The 18,778-nt window shown below is 72.2% G+C and carries 24 protein-coding genes and 1 riboswitch; of the genes, 11 read left to right on the top strand and 13 right to left on the bottom strand.

Annotation, left to right across the window (positions count from 1 at the left end; genetic code table 11):
* The first annotated feature begins 32 nt into the window (after window positions 1–32).
* The gene (locus BS83_RS27130; RefSeq protein ID WP_037606113.1) at window positions 33–608 is read left to right on the top strand and encodes a TerD family protein; all 576 of its coding nucleotides are present in this window, start codon (window positions 33–35) and stop codon (window positions 606–608) included.
* Window positions 609–671: 63 nt separating this feature from the next.
* On the opposite strand, the gene BS83_RS27135 is transcribed toward BS83_RS27130, so the two are convergent.
* On the bottom strand, window positions 672–1,289 hold the full coding sequence (locus tag BS83_RS27135) for a hypothetical protein (protein ID WP_037606114.1): 618 nt from the start codon (window positions 1,287–1,289) through the stop codon (window positions 672–674).
* A gap of 201 nt (window positions 1,290–1,490) precedes the next feature.
* Window positions 1,491–1,928: a hypothetical protein gene (locus BS83_RS42215; RefSeq protein ID WP_157597336.1), complete on the bottom strand. Its 438-nt coding sequence runs from the start codon at window positions 1,926–1,928 to the stop codon at window positions 1,491–1,493.
* Between the two features lie 289 nt (window positions 1,929–2,217).
* Here BS83_RS42215 and BS83_RS27145 point away from each other — a divergent pair, with 289 nt between their 5' ends.
* Complete coding sequence (locus BS83_RS27145) at window positions 2,218–3,318, top strand: baeRF2 domain-containing protein (RefSeq protein WP_037606115.1); 1,101 nt, start codon at window positions 2,218–2,220, stop codon at window positions 3,316–3,318.
* A gap of 10 nt (window positions 3,319–3,328) precedes the next feature.
* Here BS83_RS27145 and BS83_RS27150 read toward each other — a convergent pair whose 3' ends face one another.
* The gene (locus BS83_RS27150) at window positions 3,329–3,997 is read right to left on the bottom strand and encodes a TetR/AcrR family transcriptional regulator (RefSeq protein WP_037606116.1); all 669 of its coding nucleotides are present in this window, start codon (window positions 3,995–3,997) and stop codon (window positions 3,329–3,331) included.
* 90 nt (window positions 3,998–4,087) lie between these two features.
* Between BS83_RS27150 and BS83_RS27155 the strand changes: the two genes are divergently transcribed.
* Entirely contained in the window at window positions 4,088–4,642 is a 555-nt protein-coding gene (locus tag BS83_RS27155) for a carbonic anhydrase (protein WP_037606117.1), read from the top strand.
* Window positions 4,643–4,737: 95 nt separating this feature from the next.
* Here BS83_RS27155 and BS83_RS27160 read toward each other — a convergent pair whose 3' ends face one another.
* Entirely contained in the window at window positions 4,738–5,091 is a 354-nt protein-coding gene (locus tag BS83_RS27160) for a VOC family protein (RefSeq protein WP_037606118.1), read from the bottom strand.
* A 100-nt stretch (window positions 5,092–5,191) separates the two neighbouring features.
* Window positions 5,192–5,764 (bottom strand): TetR/AcrR family transcriptional regulator, encoded by a 573-nt coding sequence (locus BS83_RS27165; RefSeq protein ID WP_037606119.1) that lies wholly within the window; start codon window positions 5,762–5,764, stop codon window positions 5,192–5,194.
* A gap of 118 nt (window positions 5,765–5,882) precedes the next feature.
* On the opposite strand from BS83_RS27165, the gene BS83_RS27170 reads away from it, so the two are divergent.
* Window positions 5,883–6,323 (top strand): nuclear transport factor 2 family protein, encoded by a 441-nt coding sequence (locus tag BS83_RS27170; RefSeq protein WP_037606120.1) that lies wholly within the window; start codon window positions 5,883–5,885, stop codon window positions 6,321–6,323.
* A gap of 36 nt (window positions 6,324–6,359) precedes the next feature.
* Here the strand turns inward: BS83_RS27170 and BS83_RS27175 are convergent, their stop codons facing one another.
* A complete protein-coding gene (locus tag BS83_RS27175; RefSeq protein ID WP_037606121.1) occupies window positions 6,360–7,730 on the bottom strand; it encodes a sialidase family protein in 1,371 nt (456 codons plus the stop codon).
* 140 nt (window positions 7,731–7,870) lie between these two features.
* Here BS83_RS27175 and BS83_RS45760 point away from each other — a divergent pair, with 140 nt between their 5' ends.
* The 3 genes from BS83_RS45760 (at window position 7,871) to BS83_RS27185 (ending at window position 10,539) form a co-directional block, all read left to right on the top strand.
* Entirely contained in the window at window positions 7,871–8,167 is a 297-nt protein-coding gene (locus tag BS83_RS45760; protein WP_157597337.1) for a hypothetical protein, read from the top strand.
* A 46-nt stretch (window positions 8,168–8,213) separates the two neighbouring features.
* Window positions 8,214–9,269 (top strand): NAD(P)H-dependent flavin oxidoreductase, encoded by a 1,056-nt coding sequence (locus BS83_RS27180; protein ID WP_037606122.1) that lies wholly within the window; start codon window positions 8,214–8,216, stop codon window positions 9,267–9,269.
* Between the two features lie 106 nt (window positions 9,270–9,375).
* Complete coding sequence (locus tag BS83_RS27185) at window positions 9,376–10,539, top strand: glycoside hydrolase family 18 protein (RefSeq protein WP_198035309.1); 1,164 nt, start codon at window positions 9,376–9,378, stop codon at window positions 10,537–10,539.
* Here the strand turns inward: BS83_RS27185 and BS83_RS27190 are convergent.
* A complete protein-coding gene (locus BS83_RS27190) occupies window positions 10,536–11,033 on the bottom strand; it encodes a hypothetical protein (RefSeq protein WP_037606123.1) in 498 nt (165 codons plus the stop codon). The two genes, BS83_RS27185 and BS83_RS27190, sit on opposite strands and share 4 nt — an antisense overlap.
* 118 nt (window positions 11,034–11,151) lie before the next feature.
* Here BS83_RS27190 and BS83_RS27195 point away from each other — a divergent pair, with 118 nt between their 5' ends.
* The gene (locus tag BS83_RS27195) at window positions 11,152–11,901 is read left to right on the top strand and encodes a protein phosphatase 2C domain-containing protein (RefSeq protein WP_037606124.1); all 750 of its coding nucleotides are present in this window, start codon (window positions 11,152–11,154) and stop codon (window positions 11,899–11,901) included.
* 46 nt (window positions 11,902–11,947) lie between these two features.
* Here BS83_RS27195 and BS83_RS27200 read toward each other — a convergent pair whose 3' ends face one another.
* From BS83_RS27200 to BS83_RS27210, 3 genes are all read right to left on the bottom strand, one after another.
* Complete coding sequence (locus BS83_RS27200) at window positions 11,948–12,760, bottom strand: class E sortase (RefSeq protein WP_269664868.1); 813 nt, start codon at window positions 12,758–12,760, stop codon at window positions 11,948–11,950.
* Window positions 12,761–12,932: 172 nt separating this feature from the next.
* Window positions 12,933–14,006 carry a glycosyltransferase family 2 protein gene (locus BS83_RS27205; protein ID WP_037606125.1) on the bottom strand — a complete coding sequence of 358 codons (1,074 nt, stop codon included), beginning with the start codon at window positions 14,004–14,006 and terminating at the stop codon, window positions 12,933–12,935.
* Window positions 14,007–14,242: 236 nt separating this feature from the next.
* Window positions 14,243–15,283 carry a C40 family peptidase gene (locus BS83_RS27210; protein WP_037606126.1) on the bottom strand — a complete coding sequence of 347 codons (1,041 nt, stop codon included), beginning with the start codon at window positions 15,281–15,283 and terminating at the stop codon, window positions 14,243–14,245.
* A 10-nt stretch (window positions 15,284–15,293) separates the two neighbouring features.
* Window positions 15,294–15,439, bottom strand: a riboswitch (cyclic di-AMP (ydaO/yuaA leader).
* A gap of 250 nt (window positions 15,440–15,689) precedes the next feature.
* On the opposite strand from BS83_RS27210, the gene BS83_RS27215 reads away from it, so the two are divergent.
* Window positions 15,690–16,301, top strand: a complete 612-nt coding sequence (locus tag BS83_RS27215; RefSeq protein WP_037606127.1) for a methyltransferase family protein — start codon at window positions 15,690–15,692, stop codon at window positions 16,299–16,301.
* A 33-nt stretch (window positions 16,302–16,334) separates the two neighbouring features.
* On the opposite strand, the gene BS83_RS27220 is transcribed toward BS83_RS27215, so the two are convergent.
* A complete protein-coding gene (locus BS83_RS27220; RefSeq protein WP_037606128.1) occupies window positions 16,335–17,087 on the bottom strand; it encodes an SDR family NAD(P)-dependent oxidoreductase in 753 nt (250 codons plus the stop codon).
* An 86-nt stretch (window positions 17,088–17,173) separates the two neighbouring features.
* Here BS83_RS27220 and BS83_RS27225 point away from each other — a divergent pair, with 86 nt between their 5' ends.
* Both BS83_RS27225 and BS83_RS27230 read left to right on the top strand, forming a co-directional pair.
* On the top strand, window positions 17,174–17,536 hold the full coding sequence (locus tag BS83_RS27225) for an ArsR/SmtB family transcription factor (protein ID WP_051944063.1): 363 nt from the start codon (window positions 17,174–17,176) through the stop codon (window positions 17,534–17,536).
* Complete coding sequence (locus tag BS83_RS27230; RefSeq protein ID WP_051944065.1) at window positions 17,533–17,958, top strand: SRPBCC family protein; 426 nt, start codon at window positions 17,533–17,535, stop codon at window positions 17,956–17,958. The genes BS83_RS27225 and BS83_RS27230 overlap by 4 nt, the downstream gene beginning before the upstream one ends.
* 21 nt (window positions 17,959–17,979) lie before the next feature.
* Here the strand turns inward: BS83_RS27230 and BS83_RS27235 are convergent, their stop codons facing one another.
* Window positions 17,980–18,267, bottom strand: a complete 288-nt coding sequence (locus tag BS83_RS27235; RefSeq protein WP_037606129.1) for an ACT domain-containing protein — start codon at window positions 18,265–18,267, stop codon at window positions 17,980–17,982.
* Window positions 18,268–18,499: 232 nt separating this feature from the next.
* The gene (locus BS83_RS27240) at window positions 18,500–18,748 is read right to left on the bottom strand and encodes an SCO4226 family nickel-binding protein (RefSeq protein WP_037606130.1); all 249 of its coding nucleotides are present in this window, start codon (window positions 18,746–18,748) and stop codon (window positions 18,500–18,502) included.
* Between the last annotated feature and the right edge of the window lie 30 nt (window positions 18,749–18,778).

The following is an 18,778-nucleotide window of genomic DNA, read 5'->3' on the forward strand; positions in this document are numbered from 1 at the left end:
GATAGCCGACAGCCGAAAGGGAGGGGAACACCATGCCTGTCAGCCTGACCAAGGGCGGCAACGTCTCGCTCACCAAGGAGGCCCCGGGCCTGACCGCCATCGTGGTCGGCCTCGGCTGGGACGTGCGCACCACCACGGGTGCCGACTTCGACCTGGACGCGAGCGCCATCGCGCTGAACGCCGAGGGCAGGGTGGTCTCGGACAAGCACTTCGTGTTCTTCAACAACATGGCGACGCCGGACAACACCATCGTCCACACCGGCGACAACGTCACCGGCGAGGGCGGCGGCGACGACGAGCAGATCAAGGTGAACCTCGCCGGGCTGCCGGCCGAGGTCGAGAAGATCGTGTTCCCGGTCTCGGTCTACGACGCCGACAACCGCGGACAGAACTTCGGCCAGGTCCGCAACGCCTTCATCCGCGTCGTCAACCAGGCCGGCGGCGCCGAGATCGCCCGCTACGACCTGAGCGAGGACGCCGCCACCGAGACCGCCATGGTCTTCGGCGAGCTCTACCGCAGCGGCGCGGAGTGGAAGTTCCGCGCCATCGGCCAGGGTTACGCCTCGGGCCTGTCCGGCATCGCGCAGGACTTCGGCGTCTCCGTCTGATCCGGCTCCCCCTGAAGCGCTGACGTGTCTCAGCAGCGCTGATCTCCGAGAAGCGCTGATCTCTCAGAAGCGCTGGGCCTTGGCGACCACCGGGACGAGGGTCAGGTCGGCGTCCTTCTCACTGAAGGCGACCGGCGTGGCCTTCGCTCCCGGCGCCAGGTGCTCGGTGCCGGTGACATAGCTGTCCACCACATGGCCCGCGGTGTCCGTCCAGTCGACCTGCACGGCGTAGGAGGCGGTGGCTCCGGTGTGGTTGGTGATGTTGACGACCGCCGCGTGCAGGCCTCCGGTCTGCGCCTTCGGCAGGCCGGTGAGGAAAACGTCCCCGACCGCGTCGCCCCGTCCGCTCACATTCTTCAGCGCCGCCTCGTAGGCGGCCTTGGCGCGGGCGGACTCGGCGGCGGCGGACGAGGCGAACGCGGACGCCCGCGCCTGGTTGGACGCCGAGGCGGAGGCGGCCGAGGCCACGCCCGCCGAGGCCAGCGACTTCAGCGCGGACGGCACGCTGCCGGAGAAGTTCCCGGTCGGGGACGGCGGGTTCGTGGTGATCGTGCTCGTCGAGAAGTTGTTCGTCGCGGAGCTCGAGCACGCGCCGAGCCCGACAGCCCCGGCGCCGACGAGTACGAACGCGGCGGCCAGGGCCGCCGGGCGAGGAGTGGGGCGTCGCCGGTTGCGGGGCATCAGGGGTGATCCTCTCGGGCTGGCGAGGGCGTGAGCGGGGGCGGCCGCGAGGCCTGGCCGGTCTCGGGGCTCACCTTCCGATTACACGCGCGGTTCCCGCCGTCGGCGACAGCAGGTGCTCCATCGGTGCTCGTTCACCCGCGCGCCGGTTCATCAGCCCAGCTCGGTCAGCAACCCGACTCGGTCAGCAACGCGGCTCGTTCATCCGCTCTGCGCGTTCATCCAGCGCAGCCGGCCGTCGGGGCCCGGCTTGCACACCAGCTTGGTCTGCTGCCCGCTGGTGGCGGTCTGACCGTTGGTCGCGCAGAACGTCCCGGCCTTGGCCGCCGCGGTGTTGGGCACCGCGGACACCCACCGGTCGTGGCCGGAGGAGTCCTTCGTGCAGGTGAGCGCCAGGCCGCTCGAGTTCACGCCGCTCGCGCCCTGCGGCGAGCAGTAGGCGCCGAGCGTCACGCCGTGCTGCAGTGCGGTCGGCGTCGCCATGGCGGACGCGGCACCGGTGATGTGGGTCTTGGCGGCGCTCGCGGCGCTGGCGGCCGGGGTGACGCTGTTGTTGCTGCTGCTGGAGCACGCCGCGGTGGCGGTCAGACATCCTGCGGTGGCGAAGGCGAGCGCGAACACTTTGTACCGTGCGTCCATCGCGATCACGGACCCTTTCGGTGGCGACTTGGCGGGACGGAGCGCCCGTTCCGGATTATCGGCACGCCCGCGTCGGGTCCGCGCGACCGGCAGGGCGCCCGCCAAGTGCTCGGTGAGCCGGGGTCAGGCCCGGGAGACGCGGCGATCACCCACCTGCCACGGCTGCGCCGTCCGGGTGAGCGCGGGCTCCTTCCGGATGCGGAGCGTGAGCGCAGCCCCGCGCGAAGTGTCCGATATGCGGCTTGTCTGCAGAAGATGGTCGGGTCACTGACGCCCCAGGAGGCTCCTGATGGAACTCGATCTGCTCCGCCCGCTCTACGAGGCCGAAGGCCCGGTGGTCTCGGTCCACCTGGACACCAGCAGGCTCGACCACGACGCCGACAAGCGTCTGGAGGTGACCTGGCGGGACCTGCGCCGCGAGCTCGCCGCCCAGGGGGCGGACGAGCCGAGCCTGGCCGCCCTGGACGCGGCCGTCGGCGGATCGCCGCACGTGGTCGGCCCCCAGGGCGAGTCGCTCTTCGCGGCCGGCGGGGTGCTCCTCGGCGCGTTCACCCTGTCGGAGCCCCCGCCGCGGAACCGGGCCGTCGTCAGGCCGCTGGCCGATCCGCTGGAGACCGTGCTGGACCTGGACCACCAACTGCCCTACGTGGTGGTGGCCCTGGACCGGGAGGGCGGCGACATCGACGCCTACCCCGCCGGCGCGTTCGACGCGGCCACCAGCCGCACCTACGACGGCAGCACCCTGCACATCTCCCGTGTCCGCGGCGGCGGCCCGTCCATGGCCTCCTACCACCGACGCAGCGTCAACCTCTGGACGCAGAACGCCTCCGGCGTCGCCGCCGAGATCGCCGAGGCCGCCCAGGCGGTGGGCGCCCGCGTGGTCTTCGTGGGCGGCGACCCGAAGGCGCTGGGCGTGCTCCGCGAACTGCTGACCGCCCAGAAGATCGACGCCGAGGTCGTGGACGTTCCCGGCGGTCGCGGCGGCGACGACGCGCTGGCGGCGCTGCGCGAGGCCGTCGACGCCCGGCTGGCCGAAGCGTCCCGGCGCAGCCACGAGGACGCGATGGCCGCCTACCGCGAGGCGCTCGCCCAGCAGGCCGCCGTCCACGGACTGCCCGCGGTGGCCGACGCGTTCGCCCCGGGCAACGTGCGCACCCTGCTGCTGCACGCGGACCGCGGCGCCGATCCCGCCAAGTGGGGGGCCGGCGGCGACCCGAAGCTCATCGCCAGCTCCCCCGACGCGCTCGGCGGGCACGGGCCCGCCTTCGAGGCCCCGGCCTCCACCCTGCTGCTCCGCGCCGCCACCCTCACCGGCGCGACCTTCAGCGAGCTCCTGCCCGGCACCCTCGCCGACGACGGCGCCGCCGCGCTGCTGCGCTACACCACCTGATCGGCGGTCCCTAGCCCAGCCCCTCGGCGATGAACGCGAGGGTCCGCTCCGTCAGCCGGGCCGTCTCGGCGTCGCCCGCCTCGCGCAGCGGGCCCTGGCCGGTGAGGACGGCCAGGCCGTGCACGGCGGACCAGATCGGGTACTCGATGCCCGGCCGACGGCCTGGGTCGAGCACGCCCGCGGTGACGAGGGCGTCCAGCGCCGCGCGGAGCTGCCCCAGCGGGCTGCGGTCCGTGCCCGGCTCGGACCCGGCGGGCACGGTGTACGCGTGCTGCTGGGGCACCGCGAAGGCCGTGGCGAAGAGGCCGGGTTCGTCGCGGGCGAACCGCAGGTACGCGGTGCCGATGGCGCCGAGCCGCAGCCGTGCGGCCTCGGGGTCGGCCGCTTCGCCGGGAATCCGCGCGACCGCCTCGGCCATCCGGTCGCCGAGCTCGGCCATCGCCGCGGCGCAGACCGCGGCCAGGAGTTGGTCCCGGTCCTCGAAGTGCCGGTAGGCGGCGTTGGGGACCACGCCGACGAGGCGCGTCGCCTCCCGCAGCACGACGGTGTCCGGGCCCCCGGCGCGCGCCAGCTCCACGCCCGCGGCGACGAGTCCGGCGCGGACCGCGCCCCTCGGGCGTCGGCGTCCGGGCGTCGGGCTGTCCGGCGGGGGCTCCGCCGCGGATCGGGCCGTGGTCATCCACCCACGATATCAAGGTGGACACCGTCCACTTGTCAAGCTAAAGTGGACAGCATCCACAAAGTGCGAGCCCACCCGAACGGATCCGTCATGACTGATCCCGCCACGGCCACCACGTCCCGGATCGCCGCGTTCCTCGGCCACAACGAGGCCTTCGCCCGCGACCACACCCCGCTCCCGCTGGCCCCGCCGACCGCCCGGCTGATCGTCCTCACCTGCCTGGACCACCGGGTCGACCCGGCCGCGTTCCTCGGCCTCCGCCCAGGGGACGCGCCGGTCCTGCGCAACGCCGGCGGCCGGGTCACCCCGTCCGTCGTCGACGACCTCGCCTACCTGGCCTTCCTGGCCCGCAGGGTCTTCGGTCTGAGCGGCCCGCTGTTCGAGGTCGCCGTCATCCACCACACCCAGTGCGGCACCGGCTTCCTGGCCGACGACGCCTTCCGCCGCGAGGCCGCGGCGGCCACCGGCCTGTCCGAGCCCACTCTCGCGGCCACGGAGGTCGCCGACCCGTTCGCCACGGTCCGCACCGACGTCGACCGCCTGCTCCACGCACCGCTGCTGCCCCGGGAGATCAGCGCTTCCGGGCACGTCTACGACCTCGCCACCGGTCGCGTCACCACCGTCGTCGACGCCCGCCACCCGTGACGGACCCGAGAACGGCGACGGCCGTTCAGGCCGTGGGCGGGGCCGGCCCGTCGAGGCCGCCCCCGCCGCCGACCGTCCTCACCTGAAGGGCCGGGCTACTGGGCTCGCGGCGCGAGGACGCAGAACTCGTTGCCCTCGGGATCCGCCAGCACGACCCACGACTGCTCGCCCTGGCCGATGTCGACGCGACGTGCACCATGGGCCAGCAGTCGGGCCACCTCGGCGTCCTGGTCGTCGGGCCTGAAGTCGAGATGCAGTCGGCTCTTGGCCTTCTTCGCCTCCGCGAGCCGGACGAAGTCCAGGCCAGGGAGCCGGTCCGGCTCCGGGCGGATCTCGAACTCGTCCTCCGAGGAGAAGACCACGACCCAGCCCAGCGCCGCGGCCCACCACTGTCCAAGCGCCACCGGATCTTCCGAGTGGACGATTACCTGCTCCCATTCCAAGGTCATCTGTCGATCATAGGTCCGCCACACGATGCGTCAGCTCGGAATGCCGGGTGATCGAGTCACCGGGATCGGCCGACCGCTCCCCGAGTCGGCACACCGCCGATCAGTGCGGACGCAGCCCGTCGAAGACCACGTCGAAGATCCGCTGCCGGGCCCCCGGATCGGGCCCGAGATGCTCCATCGTCGTGCTGGTGCCGGCCATCAGGGCGATCAGTTCCGGCAGGCCGAGGTCCCGGCGGACAGCGCCGGCGAACTGTGCCCGGTCCAGCAGCCGCGCGAATTGCGCCTGGATCGCGTCGCTGGACTCCCGCAGCGCCGCGTGCGCATCCACACCGGCCGCGGCGAGCGTCCGGGCGAAGTCGTTCTTGCCCGCAGACTGTTCGATCACCAAGCGGAAGCAGGCGAACAGGGCCTCCGCGGGCTGCAGTTCGGCCTCCAGTCGCGCCGCCTGAGCCGCGATCTCCTCCAGTCTGCGCACCATCACCGCTTCCAGCAGCGCTTCCTTCGTGGGGAAGTGGCGGAAGAGGGTGCCGACTCCGACCCCGGCCGCACGGGCGATCTCCTCGGTGGGCACTCCGGTGCCACGGGTGGTGAACACCTGAGTGGCGGTGTCCAGCAGTCGGGCCCGGTTGCGGGCGGCGTCCGCCCGCAGTGGGCGCTCCGTGGGACCGCTCATCGCCAACCCTTTCTCGTCGACCGCGAAGTCGGCCTGGACAAACGGATCAGCCAGTCCGTATCGTCGAAAACGGAGCAGCCAGTCCGATTCTATCAGCGGATTTCACCGGAGGTTGATCATGACCGAGACGCCGACGCCGCGCGAGGTCTTCACGAAGCTGCTCGAAGGCATCGCCGCCGGCCGCTACACCGAACTGGCCGCGCTCTATGCCGAAGACGCCTTGGCGGAGACGGTCTTCGAACCGATCGGGCCGCGCCGCACCGAAGGGCGGGCGGCGCTCCAGGAGCGGTTCGCGCAGGTCGCCGCGCACAGTCCGGTGGACCTGACCCCGGTGAACGTGGTGATCCGGGAGACCGACGACCCGGAGGTGATCGTCGCCGAGTGGGACTACCTAGTCCACCACCGGCCGACCGGGCAGACTTTCGAGACCGCCAACGTCCAGATACTGAGGGTCCGCGACGGCCGGATCGTCCACAGCCGGGACTACCACGACCACCTGGCCCTGATCACGGCCGCCGGCGCCCTCCCGCAGCTGGTGGCGGCCCTGGACGGCCAGTAGCGCGCACGCGTGGCCGGGGCTCGCCGAAGCACGGAGTCAGGGCAGGGTCACCCCCACCGTCGTGGCCCAGATGTCGTCCTTCGTGGCCGTCGGGGCGACCGCGCTGCCCCAGGCCAGGGAGAGGCGGGTCGGCGACAGGGGGACGAAGCCGAAGGTGTCCCCCGGCCAGACGCCCGGGGCGCCGAACCGCTGAGAGACCTGGAACGGAGCCGACAGCCAGCCCTTCGTCGTCGAGAAGGCCCGCAGGTACTGCGCGTAGCCGCGCGGATCGCTGTCGGAGAGCCAGCCCACGTACGCGACACCGGGAGGACCTGCGACGACCTGCATGACGTGCGGCACGTTCAGCGTGTCCGCCGGGGCCCGGACCGGCGCGGACCAGCTCGCGCCGTGGTCCTGGGAGTACAAAAGCCAGCCCGTGTCGCCGGTGTCGGTCTGGGTGTCCCAGGTCGCGTACAGGGTGCCGTCGGGGCCGAGGGCCTCTGCGCCGTCGATCCACCACTCGGCCGTGTCCATCGACCCCACGCCGCCGCCCACCCGTACCGGCGCGGACCAGGTCGCGCCGCGGTCGGTGGAGCGGGTCGCGTAGGTGTACGCCACGGTCAGCGTGTCGGTCGGGATGTCGCCGACGTCGTAGCCCTGGTAGACGACGTCGAGCGCGCCTCCGGGCTCGACCAGGATCGGCGCGCTGTCCGCGCCGCTGTCGGGATAGCCGGGGCTGATGTGCGACATGGCCGACCAGGTGCGACCGCCGTCGGTGGACTTCTGCAGCACCGCGTTGAGATCGCCGGTGGCGAACGAGCAACTGCCGTTCGCCGCGCACAGGAAGGTGACCGCCGCCGAGCTCGGCCCGTAGTCCCAGGTGAGGTAGAGCGTGCCGTCCTGGCCGACGGCGATGAAGTCCCGGTCGCCCCAGTTGTTCGCGTCCGGCGGGGTGACGACGCCTGCCGTCCGCCACACCGCGCCGTGGTCGGTGCTCACGTCGACGGTGGGATAGGTCTGCCCGGCGCGGGAGACCATGAACGCCGCGTAGAGGGTTCCGTTCGGGGCGACGGTGACGGCGGGATCCCAGGAGCGCTGCCCCTTCTGCCCCGTGCTGCCCGGCAGCGTGACCGGCCCGCCGAACGTGACCCCTCCGTTCGACGAGCCGGAGAATCCGATGCCCTTGCAGCCCATCCACACCTCGTAGACGGCGTTCGCCGCGGGATCGGCGGCGGATATCGTCTCGGCGTCCTGCCCGGCGCAGGCGGTGGAGATGTCGGCGGGCGTGGCGGCGGTGTAGCCGGCGCTCCCGGTCATCGCCCGCGCGGGAACCACCGCCCGCGCGGGCGCGGCCGCCAGGGCGAACGCGGTGGCGCCTGCGCACAGGCCGGCGAGCAGGGTCCTGACGACGGTGCGGGCGGCCTGCACGTGCGGGTCTCCTTCGCGGCTGCGGACAGGGGACTTCGGCGGTACCGGGACACCAGTGCAACAGAACACCGCTCGCACGCCCAGAGCCGCGCCGCGCATTGACACACTTCCCGCGAACGGACATGACATATGTTGCCGTCGTGAGTGAGACACCTGAAGCGCGCGACGAAGGGCCGACCCCGTTCCGGTGGCCGGAACCGGTACGGACCCCCGAGACCCTCACGCCCGGCTACGTGCTCTGTTACGAGTGCGACGGCCTGGGCTGGTGCCCCCTGTGCGGCGGCCGCGGGTCGGGATCAGGGACGTGGGGCCGCTGCCGGGAATGCCACGCGCGACGCGTCTGCCCGATCTGCCAGGGCGGGGGCCAACTGGCCACCTCCGAACTGTCGTCCTACCAACGCGGCCACTACCCGGACCTGACGGACGGCCGGAACTGACGCACGATCAAGCTCCTACCCGGCACCGAGTCGAAGGAACACCGCCATGCCCCGAGACCTGACGTCCCTCCCCGTGGAGCTCCCGGTCTGGGCGGCCCCGATGGCCGGGGGCCCCAGCACGCCCGACCTCGTCCGGGCCGCGGCTCATGTCGGCGGGCTGGGCTTCCTCGCCGGGGGCTACCTGCCCCCTGCCGACCTCGCCGCCCTGATCGCCCGGGTCCGCGCGGGCGTGGCGGTGTTCGGCGTCAACCTGTTCGCACCCAACCCCGTCCCCGTCGCCCCGGACGCGTACCGGGCCTACGCCGACGCGTTGCAACCGGAGGCCGACCGCTACGACCTGGTCCTTCCGGCGGACACCGCGACCGAGGACGACGACGCCTGGGCGGACAAGCTCGAACTGCTCCTACGGACCCCCGTCCCTCTGGTCTCCTTCACCTTCGGCCTGCCCGCCGCCGACGCCGTCCTGGCCCTCCAGGACGCGGGCAACCTGGTCGCCCAGACCGTCACCACCCCCGCCGAGGCCCTCGCCGCCGCGGACGTCGGCGTCGACCTGCTGATCGTCCAGGCCTCGTCGGCCGGCGGGCACTCCGCCACCCTCGCCCCCGCCGTGCCGCTCGCCGCGATCCCGCTGCCCGAACTGGTCGCCGAGGTCCGGCACGCCGTCCCGCTCCCCGTCGTCGCCACCGGCGGCATCGCCGACCCGGCGGACACCGCCGCCGCGCTGCGCGCCGGCGCCCATGCCGTCATGGTGGGCACGGCGCTGCTCCGCACCCACGAGAGCGGCGCGTCCGCAGCCCACCAGGACGCCCTCGTCGACCCGGCCTTCACCGAGACCGTGCTCACCCGCGCCTTCACCGGCCGCCCCGCCCGCGCCCTGCGCAACCGGTTCACCGACACCTACGAACCGGTCGCACCACTCGGCTACCCCGCCCTGCACCACCTCACCGGACCGCTCCGCAGGGCGGCGACCGCGGCGCACGACACTGACCTGATCCACCTCTGGGCCGGGACGGGCTACCGCGCGGCCCGCGTCGAACCTGCGGCCCGGACCCTGACCCGGCTCGCCGGCCACCCCGACCGGGCCGACCTCCGCCCGAACTGACCCGGCAGCGGCCCCGGTCGCCGACTTGGTCCGTACCATTGACAGCGCGTCAGGCGATCACCAACCTTGGGGCAACTGTCGAGCCCTCTTCGCCGGGAGGCGATGGATGCGCACCCCCACAGGCAGAACCCCCGCCCTGCTCGCCGCCGCCACCCTCGCCCTGACCGCCGCCGCACTCGGTGGCGCCGCGCCCGGCGAGGCTGCTGTGAAGAGCCCCGCCGTGAAGAGCGCCACCCTGCAGGCGGCCGCCGCCGGCCCGATCCAGGTCTACGGCGCCTGGCACTGCAGCAACGACGCCTGCACCTGGGCGAGCGTCCGTGACATGACCGACTTCGACCAGAAGAACCACTGGCTGATCGACCGCGGCGACGGCCGCCCCTCCGTCAACCTGGTCGTGCTGAGCTTCGTCAACCCGCTGCGGCTGCTCAACGGCACCACCGACGCGGGCGACACCAACGGCGTGCCGAACGGCATGACCCAGGCGGTGGTGAACTACTTCACCGGCCACGGCATCCGGGTCATGCTCTCGATCGGCGGGATCACCTACGTCAACGACTGGGACACCGCGCTGTCCCAGAATCCCACGCTGCTCGGGCAGAAGGCCGCCGCGCTGGCCACGCGGCTGGGTGTCGGCATGGAGATCGACTACGAGAACAGCTCCGGCCCGAACCTGACGGGGCTGCAGGCCTTCGTCACCGCCTACCGTGCCGCGCACCCGTACGACGCCACCGGCGCCGACCCGACGGCCCGGCTCACCCTCGACGTCGCCGCGGGCGACCGCTGGCTCTCCGGCCTGGACCAGTACGCCACCGCGAACTGGCTGACCACGAGCAACCCGGTGCTGGACTACGCGAACGCCATGGTGCCCAGCAAGCAGCCCTCGGCGTCCGGCGCCGAGTCCAACTGGCAGGAGCACCTGACCGGCAAACCGACCTACAGCCCGCCGATCCCGCCGCTGGCCCCGGCGAAGTTCACCGGCAGCCTCTACATCGCCGAGGGCAACTCGATCCGCCCGGAGTGCACCGACTTCTCGAGCTCGGTCGAGAACACCACGGGCAGCTGGCTCCAGAGCGCGGCCCCGCCGGGGCCGGCACCACACCGGGCATGCTGGGCTACATGTTCTGGGCGGCCGAGATGCCGTCCACCCGCGGCGTCACCACCGACCCGCCGAACAGCTGCCAGGGCGGCGTCGGCGTGGGCGCCACGACGTACGCCGTCCCGGTGCCGATGCCCGCACTGCGGCAGAGCTGAGCCGACAGCCGACGACTAGCCCCGCCGCGGCCCGGTCGCCGGGGAGGCCGCGGGCGCGGCGGGGGTCGGGGGCGGGGCGGTGAGGACGCGGACGGCGTAGGGGCGCAGGCTGTCCTGGCCGTGCTCACTGCCGTAGCCGAGCGCGGCCAGCGTGCGGACCAGGGCCTCCGCCATGACCAGGCGCACGGACAGGCCCGCCGCGGAGTCCGCGCCGACCTCAGGATGGGTCCGCCAGTGCAGCCAGACGCCGCCGACGGCGTCGTCGAACGCGTCGACCTCCACCTCGACCCCGGCCAGGGCCGAGGGGGTCACCTCGTAGGGCTTGGCGTTCAGTCCCGCCGTCAGCAGGTCGCGCTCGACGCGCGCGGCCAGTCGCAGCAGCGCGGCCGCGGCAGGCGGGGCCAGTCGTCTGGGGCCGAGCGGCTCCGTCCCGGCGGGGACCGACGCCGTCGGGTCCTCCCAACCGCTGGGGTCGTCCGACCCGGTCGGCTCCTCCGCGTACTCGCCATCCATGGCATATCAGCGTAGAGAAGCCTGCCGTGTCCCCGGGGCCAGTCGCGGCATGATCGGAGAAGATCGCATATGCGGGTTCCCCGACCGTCGCCCAGACAGGAAGCACCGAGGTCCCACCGTGGAGATCAGCTACGCCTGCGAGCCCAGTCCGGACGCCGCCGCCAACGAGGACTTCGTGCTGGCCGGGCCGGGGTTCGGCCTGGTGCTCGACGGCGCGACGCCCAGCGGTCTGCCCACCGGCTGCGTCCACGACGTGCCGTGGTTCGTGGCGAGGCTGGGCGCGCAGCTGGCGCAGTTCCTGGTGACCCACCCGCGCGAGCCGCTGCCGGAGATCCTGCGTCAGGCGATCCTGCGCACCCGCGACCTGCACCCCGAGTGCGACCTGGGCAATCCCGAGACTCCGGCCTCGACGGTGGCGCTGTTCCGCGCCGACGCCGTCGCCGACCGGCTGGACTGCCTGGTGCTGGCCGACTCCCCCGTCGTCGTGCGCCGCGCGGACGGCCGGATCGAACTGGTGGAGGACACCCGGATCGACCACCTGCCCGCCTACGACCCCGTCTCCGTGAGCGCCCTGCGCAACGCGGCGGACGGCTTCTGGGTCGCCTCGACCAGCGCGGAGGCGGCGGAGCAGGCCGTGACCGCCTCGTTCCCCCTGGCCGGGGTGCGCGAGGTCGCGGCGATGTCGGACGGGGTGAGCCGCCTGGTCGAGCGCTTCGGCTGGACCTGGACCGAACTGCTGGACTCCCTGGCCGCGGAAGGCCCCGCGCACGCGGTGGCCGCGGTCCGCAAGGCCGAACTGGCCCTGCGGGACGGTGCGTTCCGCGGCAAGCGGCACGACGACGCGACGGTGCTGCTCGCCCGGTCCTGAACCGCGGGCAGCCCGCTCACGCGCTGCCGCCGGCCGGGACGGACGCCTACCGCTTCCCCGCGCGGTGCCGACGGTGGGCGGGCGCGGCCTTGGCATGTCCGACGGCACGGGCGGCGACCGCCGTGGCGGCCGGCTTCGCCGGGGCCCGCGGTGACGCCGAAGGGCCGGGCCCCGGCGTCTGCTTGGGCTGCACGTGAGTGAGCTGGGCGAAGGCGACGAACCGGTACCAGGACGTGTAGTCCGGCGTGCAGGTCATCAGCGTGAGGTACCGGCCGGGTCGGGTGAACGGGGATCCGGCGGGGACGGCCTTCAGGACCGACACGTTGTCAGGTGCGGTCTGCGGAATGGTTCCGCGCACGGTGTAGGTGTAGGACGCGGTGGCCGTCTCGACCACGGCGGTGTCGCCCTCGGTGAGGGTGGGCAGGTGGCGGAACGGCTCCCCGTGCGTGTTGCGGTGGCCTGCCAGCACCATGTTGCCGCTCGGGTCGGAAGGCAGCGCGGAGCCGACGAGATGTCCGACCAGCCCGTGGTCGAGGATCTGCGTCTTGTCGGTGCCCTCGGCGACCGGGACGACCAGGCCGAGCTTGGGAATGCGCAGCAGCGCGAACTTCTGCCCGACGGCGAGGTGCACGGCAGGAGCTGGCGCCGGGGAGGCGGACCACTGCTGCTCGAGCTGGCTCTGGGCGGCCCCCTGGTCGGCCTTCGCCTGCACGTCGGTCCACCAGAACTCGTAGACGAGGTAGAGCGCGAGCACGGCGCTCACCGCGATCAGCACAGACCCCCCGATGCGCAGCGCTCGGTCGAGCGGCGTCGCCGGTCGTGCGGAGGGCGCGGCATCCGGGGGTCTGCGAAACTTCAAGACATCCAGCCCCGATCGGCTTATCGGTTGCGGACGTGGGCCGCGAACTTCATCGCCACACCGGCCAGGCCGAGGGCGAGCGCCATGCTCGCGTAGATCAGCCCACTGAAGCCGGTCTTGGGGAGTTCGTGTCCGTACATCTTGCTGTTCTCCTCACACTGATGAAGTGTCACTAAGAAATCGGTACGGGAGAGGGGTCAGGTCGGCCCTTCTCGTAGACGGTGAGACCCTTCGAGAGCCTGAGCGGCACCAGAAGGAGTTCGACCACCAGCGCCTTCCATGCATAGTAGATATTGACGAATTTCATGAGATACACACATGGAAGATTGCGCAGCACCCGGATGACCGGAAGCTTCCGTCGTTTGGCCGCATACAGCAACGGCGGTAGCGTGAGCCCGACTTCGAGCCCGGCCCACCAGCCGACGGTGCCCACCCAGGAGCCGCCCATCAGCGGGGCGATGAAGGGGACGGCGAGCCAGAGCGGCGCGGTGACGATCTCCCAGAGCGCGAGCAGGATCCACAGCGCCAGCACCGGCTTGCGCGGGATCATCCGCCACAGGTGCAGCCGGACGTTCTGCGCGAAGCCCGCCATCCACCGCCAGTCCTGCTTGCGCAGGTAGGTGAGGTCCTCCGGATCCGCCGCCCAGGCGACGGCCTTGGCGACGTAGACCGCCTTCTGACCCATCATCTGGGCGGACCAGGTGTAGTCCATGTCCTCGACGATCGTCCGCTCGGGGAAGCCGCCGAAGTCGACGAGCGGCCGGCGCCGGAAGACGGAGCAGCATCCCGAGCACACGGTGGGGCTGTTCGCCATGTTCTGGATCGGTCTGTTCCAGTGGAAGCCGTAGAGGTACTCGATCGACCGCCCGCGCTCGGTCCAGGTCCGCTCGAACCGGCTCTGGACGCAGCCTGCGGCGATGACGACGCGCTCGTCGTCGAAGGCGGGCTTGATCAGCTCGATGTAGTCGTCGGCCAGGACGGTGTCGGCGTCCACGGCGAGCACGAGATCGGTGTCGCAGTAGGGAAGCGCGAAGTTCTGCGCCCTCGCCTTGCTGCCGAGATTGTGGGGCGGCCGCACCACCGTCACACCGTAGGACGCGGCGACCTCCCCGGTCCGGTCAATCGATCCGTCGTCCACGACAATGATGCGCTCGGCCGGAACGGTCTGCCGCAGCAGCGCCTCCAGTGTGGCCGGCAGACCTGACTCCTCATTGTGCGCAGGCACGATCACGGAAAGCGTCAGCATGTTCGCCGAGTTCCTTCGTCCGTAAACGGAGTTCATGTTCCGGGGCGCCTCCCAGGGCACCCCGGAGAACTGTCAGGAAATTCATAGCATCATGTGGACGGCTCGCCGGCTCCGGCGTTACCGGCCATCAGTGTGATGATTTCCGACCGCCCTCGGGGCCGGCGGCGGAGGCGCAGAAAGGCCCCTCGCCGGCGGTCGGTCCGCCGGCCAGGGGCCTCAGCTGTCGCGTCGAGCGCTCAGATGTGCCGCATCGCGTAGATCGAACCGATCTGGGCCATGGGCTCGTAGCGGACGTAGGCGCCGGTGTGCGGGGCGTGGAGGATGATGCCGTTGCCCGCGTACATCCCGACGTGCTCGGCGCCGTTGAAGAAGACCAGGTCGCCCACCTGGAGATCGGCGGTGGAGTTCACCGCCGTGCCGTAGTTGATCTGGTCGTAGGTGGTGCGGCCGAGGTGGTAACCGGCCTGCGCGTAGGCCCACTGCATCAGGCCCGAGCAGTCGAACTGGCTCGGCCCCGTGCCGCCTCGCAGGTAGGGATCGCCTATGCGGGTCTGCGCGGCCTTGAACGCGGCGGCCTCGATCGAGTCGCCCGGCTGCGAGTTGCCCAGGTTCGCCGTCGAGCCGTAGCCGTGACCGCCGACGATCCCGTTGCCGCCGCCGGTCACCGCGGAGAGCTGCTTCGCGGTCAGCGAGTTGAGCAGCTTCTGGGTCTCCTTGACCTTCGCGTCGGCCGCGGCCTTCGCCGCGGCGGCCTGGCGGACACTGGCGTCCAGCGCCTGCAAGGCGGCCTCCGCCTGGGACTTCTCCTTGGTGAGGGTCCGCTCCTCGGACCGCAGCGCGTCGAGCTCGCCGACCTGACTGCTGGTCACCTGGTTCATCGCGGACGCCTTGTCCAGGAACTCACTCGGGTCGCTGCTCAGCATCAGCTGCACCGTCGGGTCGACGGCGCCCTCCGCGTACTGGGACTGCGCGATCCGGCTCACGTCGTCCATGAGCAGATTGACCTTCGCCTGGCGGCGGGCTATCTCGTCCTGGAGCAGCGCGGCCTTCTGCTGCTGGCCCTGGACCTGCTCCTCCACCTGGTCGTAGACCTGGACGGCGTGGTCGGACTCGTTGTTCAGCTGGTCGAGCTGCGCCTTGAGCTGGCCGGTCGTCGGCGTGGGCGCGGCGCTCGAGGACTGGGCGGTGAGTGCGACGCCGGTCGCGGCGACGGCGGTGATCAGCGACACCCGGGCGCGGGTGCGACTCGGGGTGGTGGGACGGCGGTGGGACGCCACGCGGGCGGACTCCTTCTTCCTACGTCCGCCTACCGGGTGAGCTGACGGGTTCGGGCCGGAAGTTCGCCCTACGACATCTCACAGCCCTGCGGCCGCCTGATGCCGATTCACCCCGAGGAACGTGGGTCCCCGGCTCCGAGTCGGCGGCCTGACCGTTGCCCGGCCCTGCTGCCTCGTCAGACTCGGCGGTACCGCCGCGGTCGCCCAGGGTCGGACGATCGACGTCGCAACGGTTCGAGCCCGACCCTAGTTGCCCGATCGTGACCATAGCAATATCTGATGCGTCAGATCCTGTCTGCTTTCCGTCCGAAGTGGCGCAAAAGGACGCGGTGACCTCCTCTTTCCACCCGCCACCTCCACCCTGAGGTGGTGGTCCCCCGGCGTGGCGGCCCGCCACCCTGGGGACATGGGCGCGATGGAGACGGTGGTCCGTGACGCGGTGTCAGGCTGCGTCGGACTGGTCGCGGTGTGCTGGGTGGCGGGCGCGCTGTACTTCGGAGCACAGAGTCCGGCGGGCCTGCGGGGCTGGTCCGCGCGGGCGCGGAGCTCGCTGCCCGCGCGGCTGGGCCTGGTCGCGGGCGTCGCGGTCCTCGTCGCCCTGGGCGGCGGCGGTCGGGGCCGGCTCTGGCGGCATCTGCAGTACTGGCAGCCGGCGCTCGCCGTCCTCGGCGTCGTCGTGGTCGTGGCGTCGACCGCGCTGCTGCTGTGGGCGCGGTGGGTGCTCGGCACGATGTGGGCGAGCGTCCCGCTGGTGCGGCAGGGACACGAACTGCGCACCGGCGGGCCCTACGCCCACGTCCGCCACCCCATCTACACCGGGTTCCTCGGCCTCGTGCTCGGCGGCACGCTCGCGGAGGGCCTCGGTCTCTGGCTGCTGATCGCCGCCGCGTGCGTGCCTTGGCTGCTGCACCGGGTGCGCGTCGAGGACCGGCTGATGGCGGCGGAGTTCGGCGAGCAGTACGCCGCCTACCGCCGCCGGGTCCCGGCCCTGGCACCCCGCCTGCCACACCGGAACTGACGGGCCGCCGACCGGTTCGTCCGCCCGGCGGCCTCAGTCCAGCCGCTTCAGCCCCTCGGCCGTCGGCTGGTACGCACCGGGCGACAGGGCGGGGTCGGTGGCCAGAGCGGCGATCGCCGCGCCGATGTCGGCCGGGGTGAGCACCGGGCCCATCCGGCGCAGGAACTCCTCCTCCGCCACACCCGAGCGCTCGGCGTAGGCCCGCACACCGGCGTTCCCGACGCCGCTGCCGGGGGTCATCGGCGGCAGGATGCTGCGGAAGTCGATCCCCAGGCCGCTGCGGGCGGACTCCTCGGCCGCGTACCCGGTGAGGAAACGGACCGCCGCCTTGGCGCCCGCGTAGCCCCCGCTGACCGGCGAGCCCTTCAGCGCCGCGCCGCTGGAGACGGCCACCACGACGCTGCCCGGGTCCAGTGGGAGCGTCAGCGCCTGCCGGGTCCAGTGGAAGGCGTGCCGGACGTCAGCCTCCCAGTGCCGACTGAAGCTCTCCCAGTCGTACTCCTGCAGCGGGCGCCCCAGTGGAACCGCGCCCGCGTTCAGCACGAGCACCCGCGGCCGGTACTGCGCGAGCAGCCGCTCGGCGACGTCGGGATCCGTCGCGTCCGCGGCGACGGGCACGAAGCCCGCACCGAGGCGTTCGCGCCGTTCGTCCAGCTCCGCCTTGTCGCGGGCGACGCCGACGACGCGCGCGCCGGCCGCGCACAGGACGGCCGCGGCCTCCGCGCCGAGGCCCCGGCTCGCGCCGGTGACGATCGCGGTGGCGCCGGTGAGATCAGGGACGGTCATGGCCGCTCCTCCTCCGTGACGAACTCTCGATGGCCTGATATTCAACCTCTTGGTTGAATGTACCGCCCGCGCTAACATTCAGCAATATGGTTGAGCGTTCTTCGGCACCCCTGGATCTCACCTACATGGCCCTCGCCGATCCGACCCGGCGGGCCATCCTGCAACGCCTGCGCACCACCGAGGCGCGCGTCACCGAGATCGCCGCGCCGCTGCCGATGTCGCTGGCGGCGGTCTCGAAGCACATCATCGTGCTGGAGCGGGCCGGCCTGGTCCGCCGCGAGATACGCGGCCGCGACCACTACCTCAGCGCGAATCCGCAGCCGCTCGCCGAGGCCGAGCAGTGGATCAGCGACTACACCCGCTTCTGGGAGCGCCGCGCCGACGCCCTGGCCGCCCACCTGGAGGCGCACGCCGCGGAGATCGCCGACACGAAGGGGAGCACGCCATGACGGACGCCGTCGTCCGGGTCACCCGCAGCCTGAAGGCCGACGCCGAGGACGTCTTCGACGCGTGGACCAACGCCGACCGGCTGCAGCAGTGGCTCTGCCCGGATCCAGGCATCGTCGCCGAGGCCACCTGCGATCCGGTCGTCGGCGGCCGCTACCGGATCGTCAAGATCTTCGAATCCGGCGCGGACACCGTGACCGGCGAGTACCTGATCGTGGACCGTCCCCACCTCCTGGTCTTCACCTGGGCGGCCGACAGCACCCACGGCCGGACCACCCGCGTCACCGTCACCCTCCGTCCCGAGGGCGCCACCACCGAGATGACCATCACTCACGAACAGCTCCCCGGCGGCGACTTCCGCGAGCGCGCCACGGTCATCTGGTCCTCCATCGCCGACAAACTGGCCGCCCTCCTCACCCCGTAGCACCCGGGCCGCCCGCGCACCTCACCCGGCGTCGAGCACCTCCAGGACGTCGACCATGCGGGCGAGTTTCGCGCGGACGCGGGTGGCGTCGGGGGCGGCGACGGTGACTTCGACGGTCGTGGGGCCGTCGGGGGCGGCGTGGTAGGAGAGGGCGGTGACGCGGTGGGCGCTGAGGACGGCGGCGACGCGGGCGAGGAGGCCGCGGGCGGGGAGGACCGTCGCGACGATGTGCTGCTGCGGGGCCGGGGCCGGGAGCAGGTCGGCGGCGAGCAGGGCGGTGGGAGGGGCGACGGGGGTGTCGACGGGCATGGGGTGCTCCAGAGCTGACCGTTGGCCCGTGGGTCCGCGGGCCAAAAGGAAAGACCCCTCGCGGACGCGAGAGGTCTGGGTGCCGGTGGCGCGGGCTGGTCCGGTGGGACTCAGCGCGGCAGCGGCACGCCGAAGCAAATAATGAGTGCGGTGCTCATGGACCCAGGATGACACCCCGACCCCTCCGTGGGACGAACCGTCTCACAGAGTGGGCCAGGGGTCGGTGTGCTCGTCAGACCATCAGGGGAACCGCATGGATCTCGTCCGCCTTGTGGCCCGCCCGCTCGTGGATCCGTTGGACGGCCTCCATCGACGGAGCCTCGGACAGGCAGTAGACCGTGCCGGACTCGGGGTCCGCCCAGGCCTGCTTGAAGTGAACGTGTTCCTCGCCCTCGATGGCGAGGTCGGCCTGGTGTGCGGCGGCCAGCTGCTCGGCCGTGATCCCGGTCATCCCGTGGTGGACGTCCATGAAGGTCGTCATGATCCCTGGCACCTCCCTCGGCTCGGCCCG

It is taken from the genome of Streptacidiphilus rugosus AM-16 (assembly GCF_000744655.1).
Lineage (GTDB): Bacteria > Actinomycetota > Actinomycetes > Streptomycetales > Streptomycetaceae > Streptacidiphilus > Streptacidiphilus rugosus.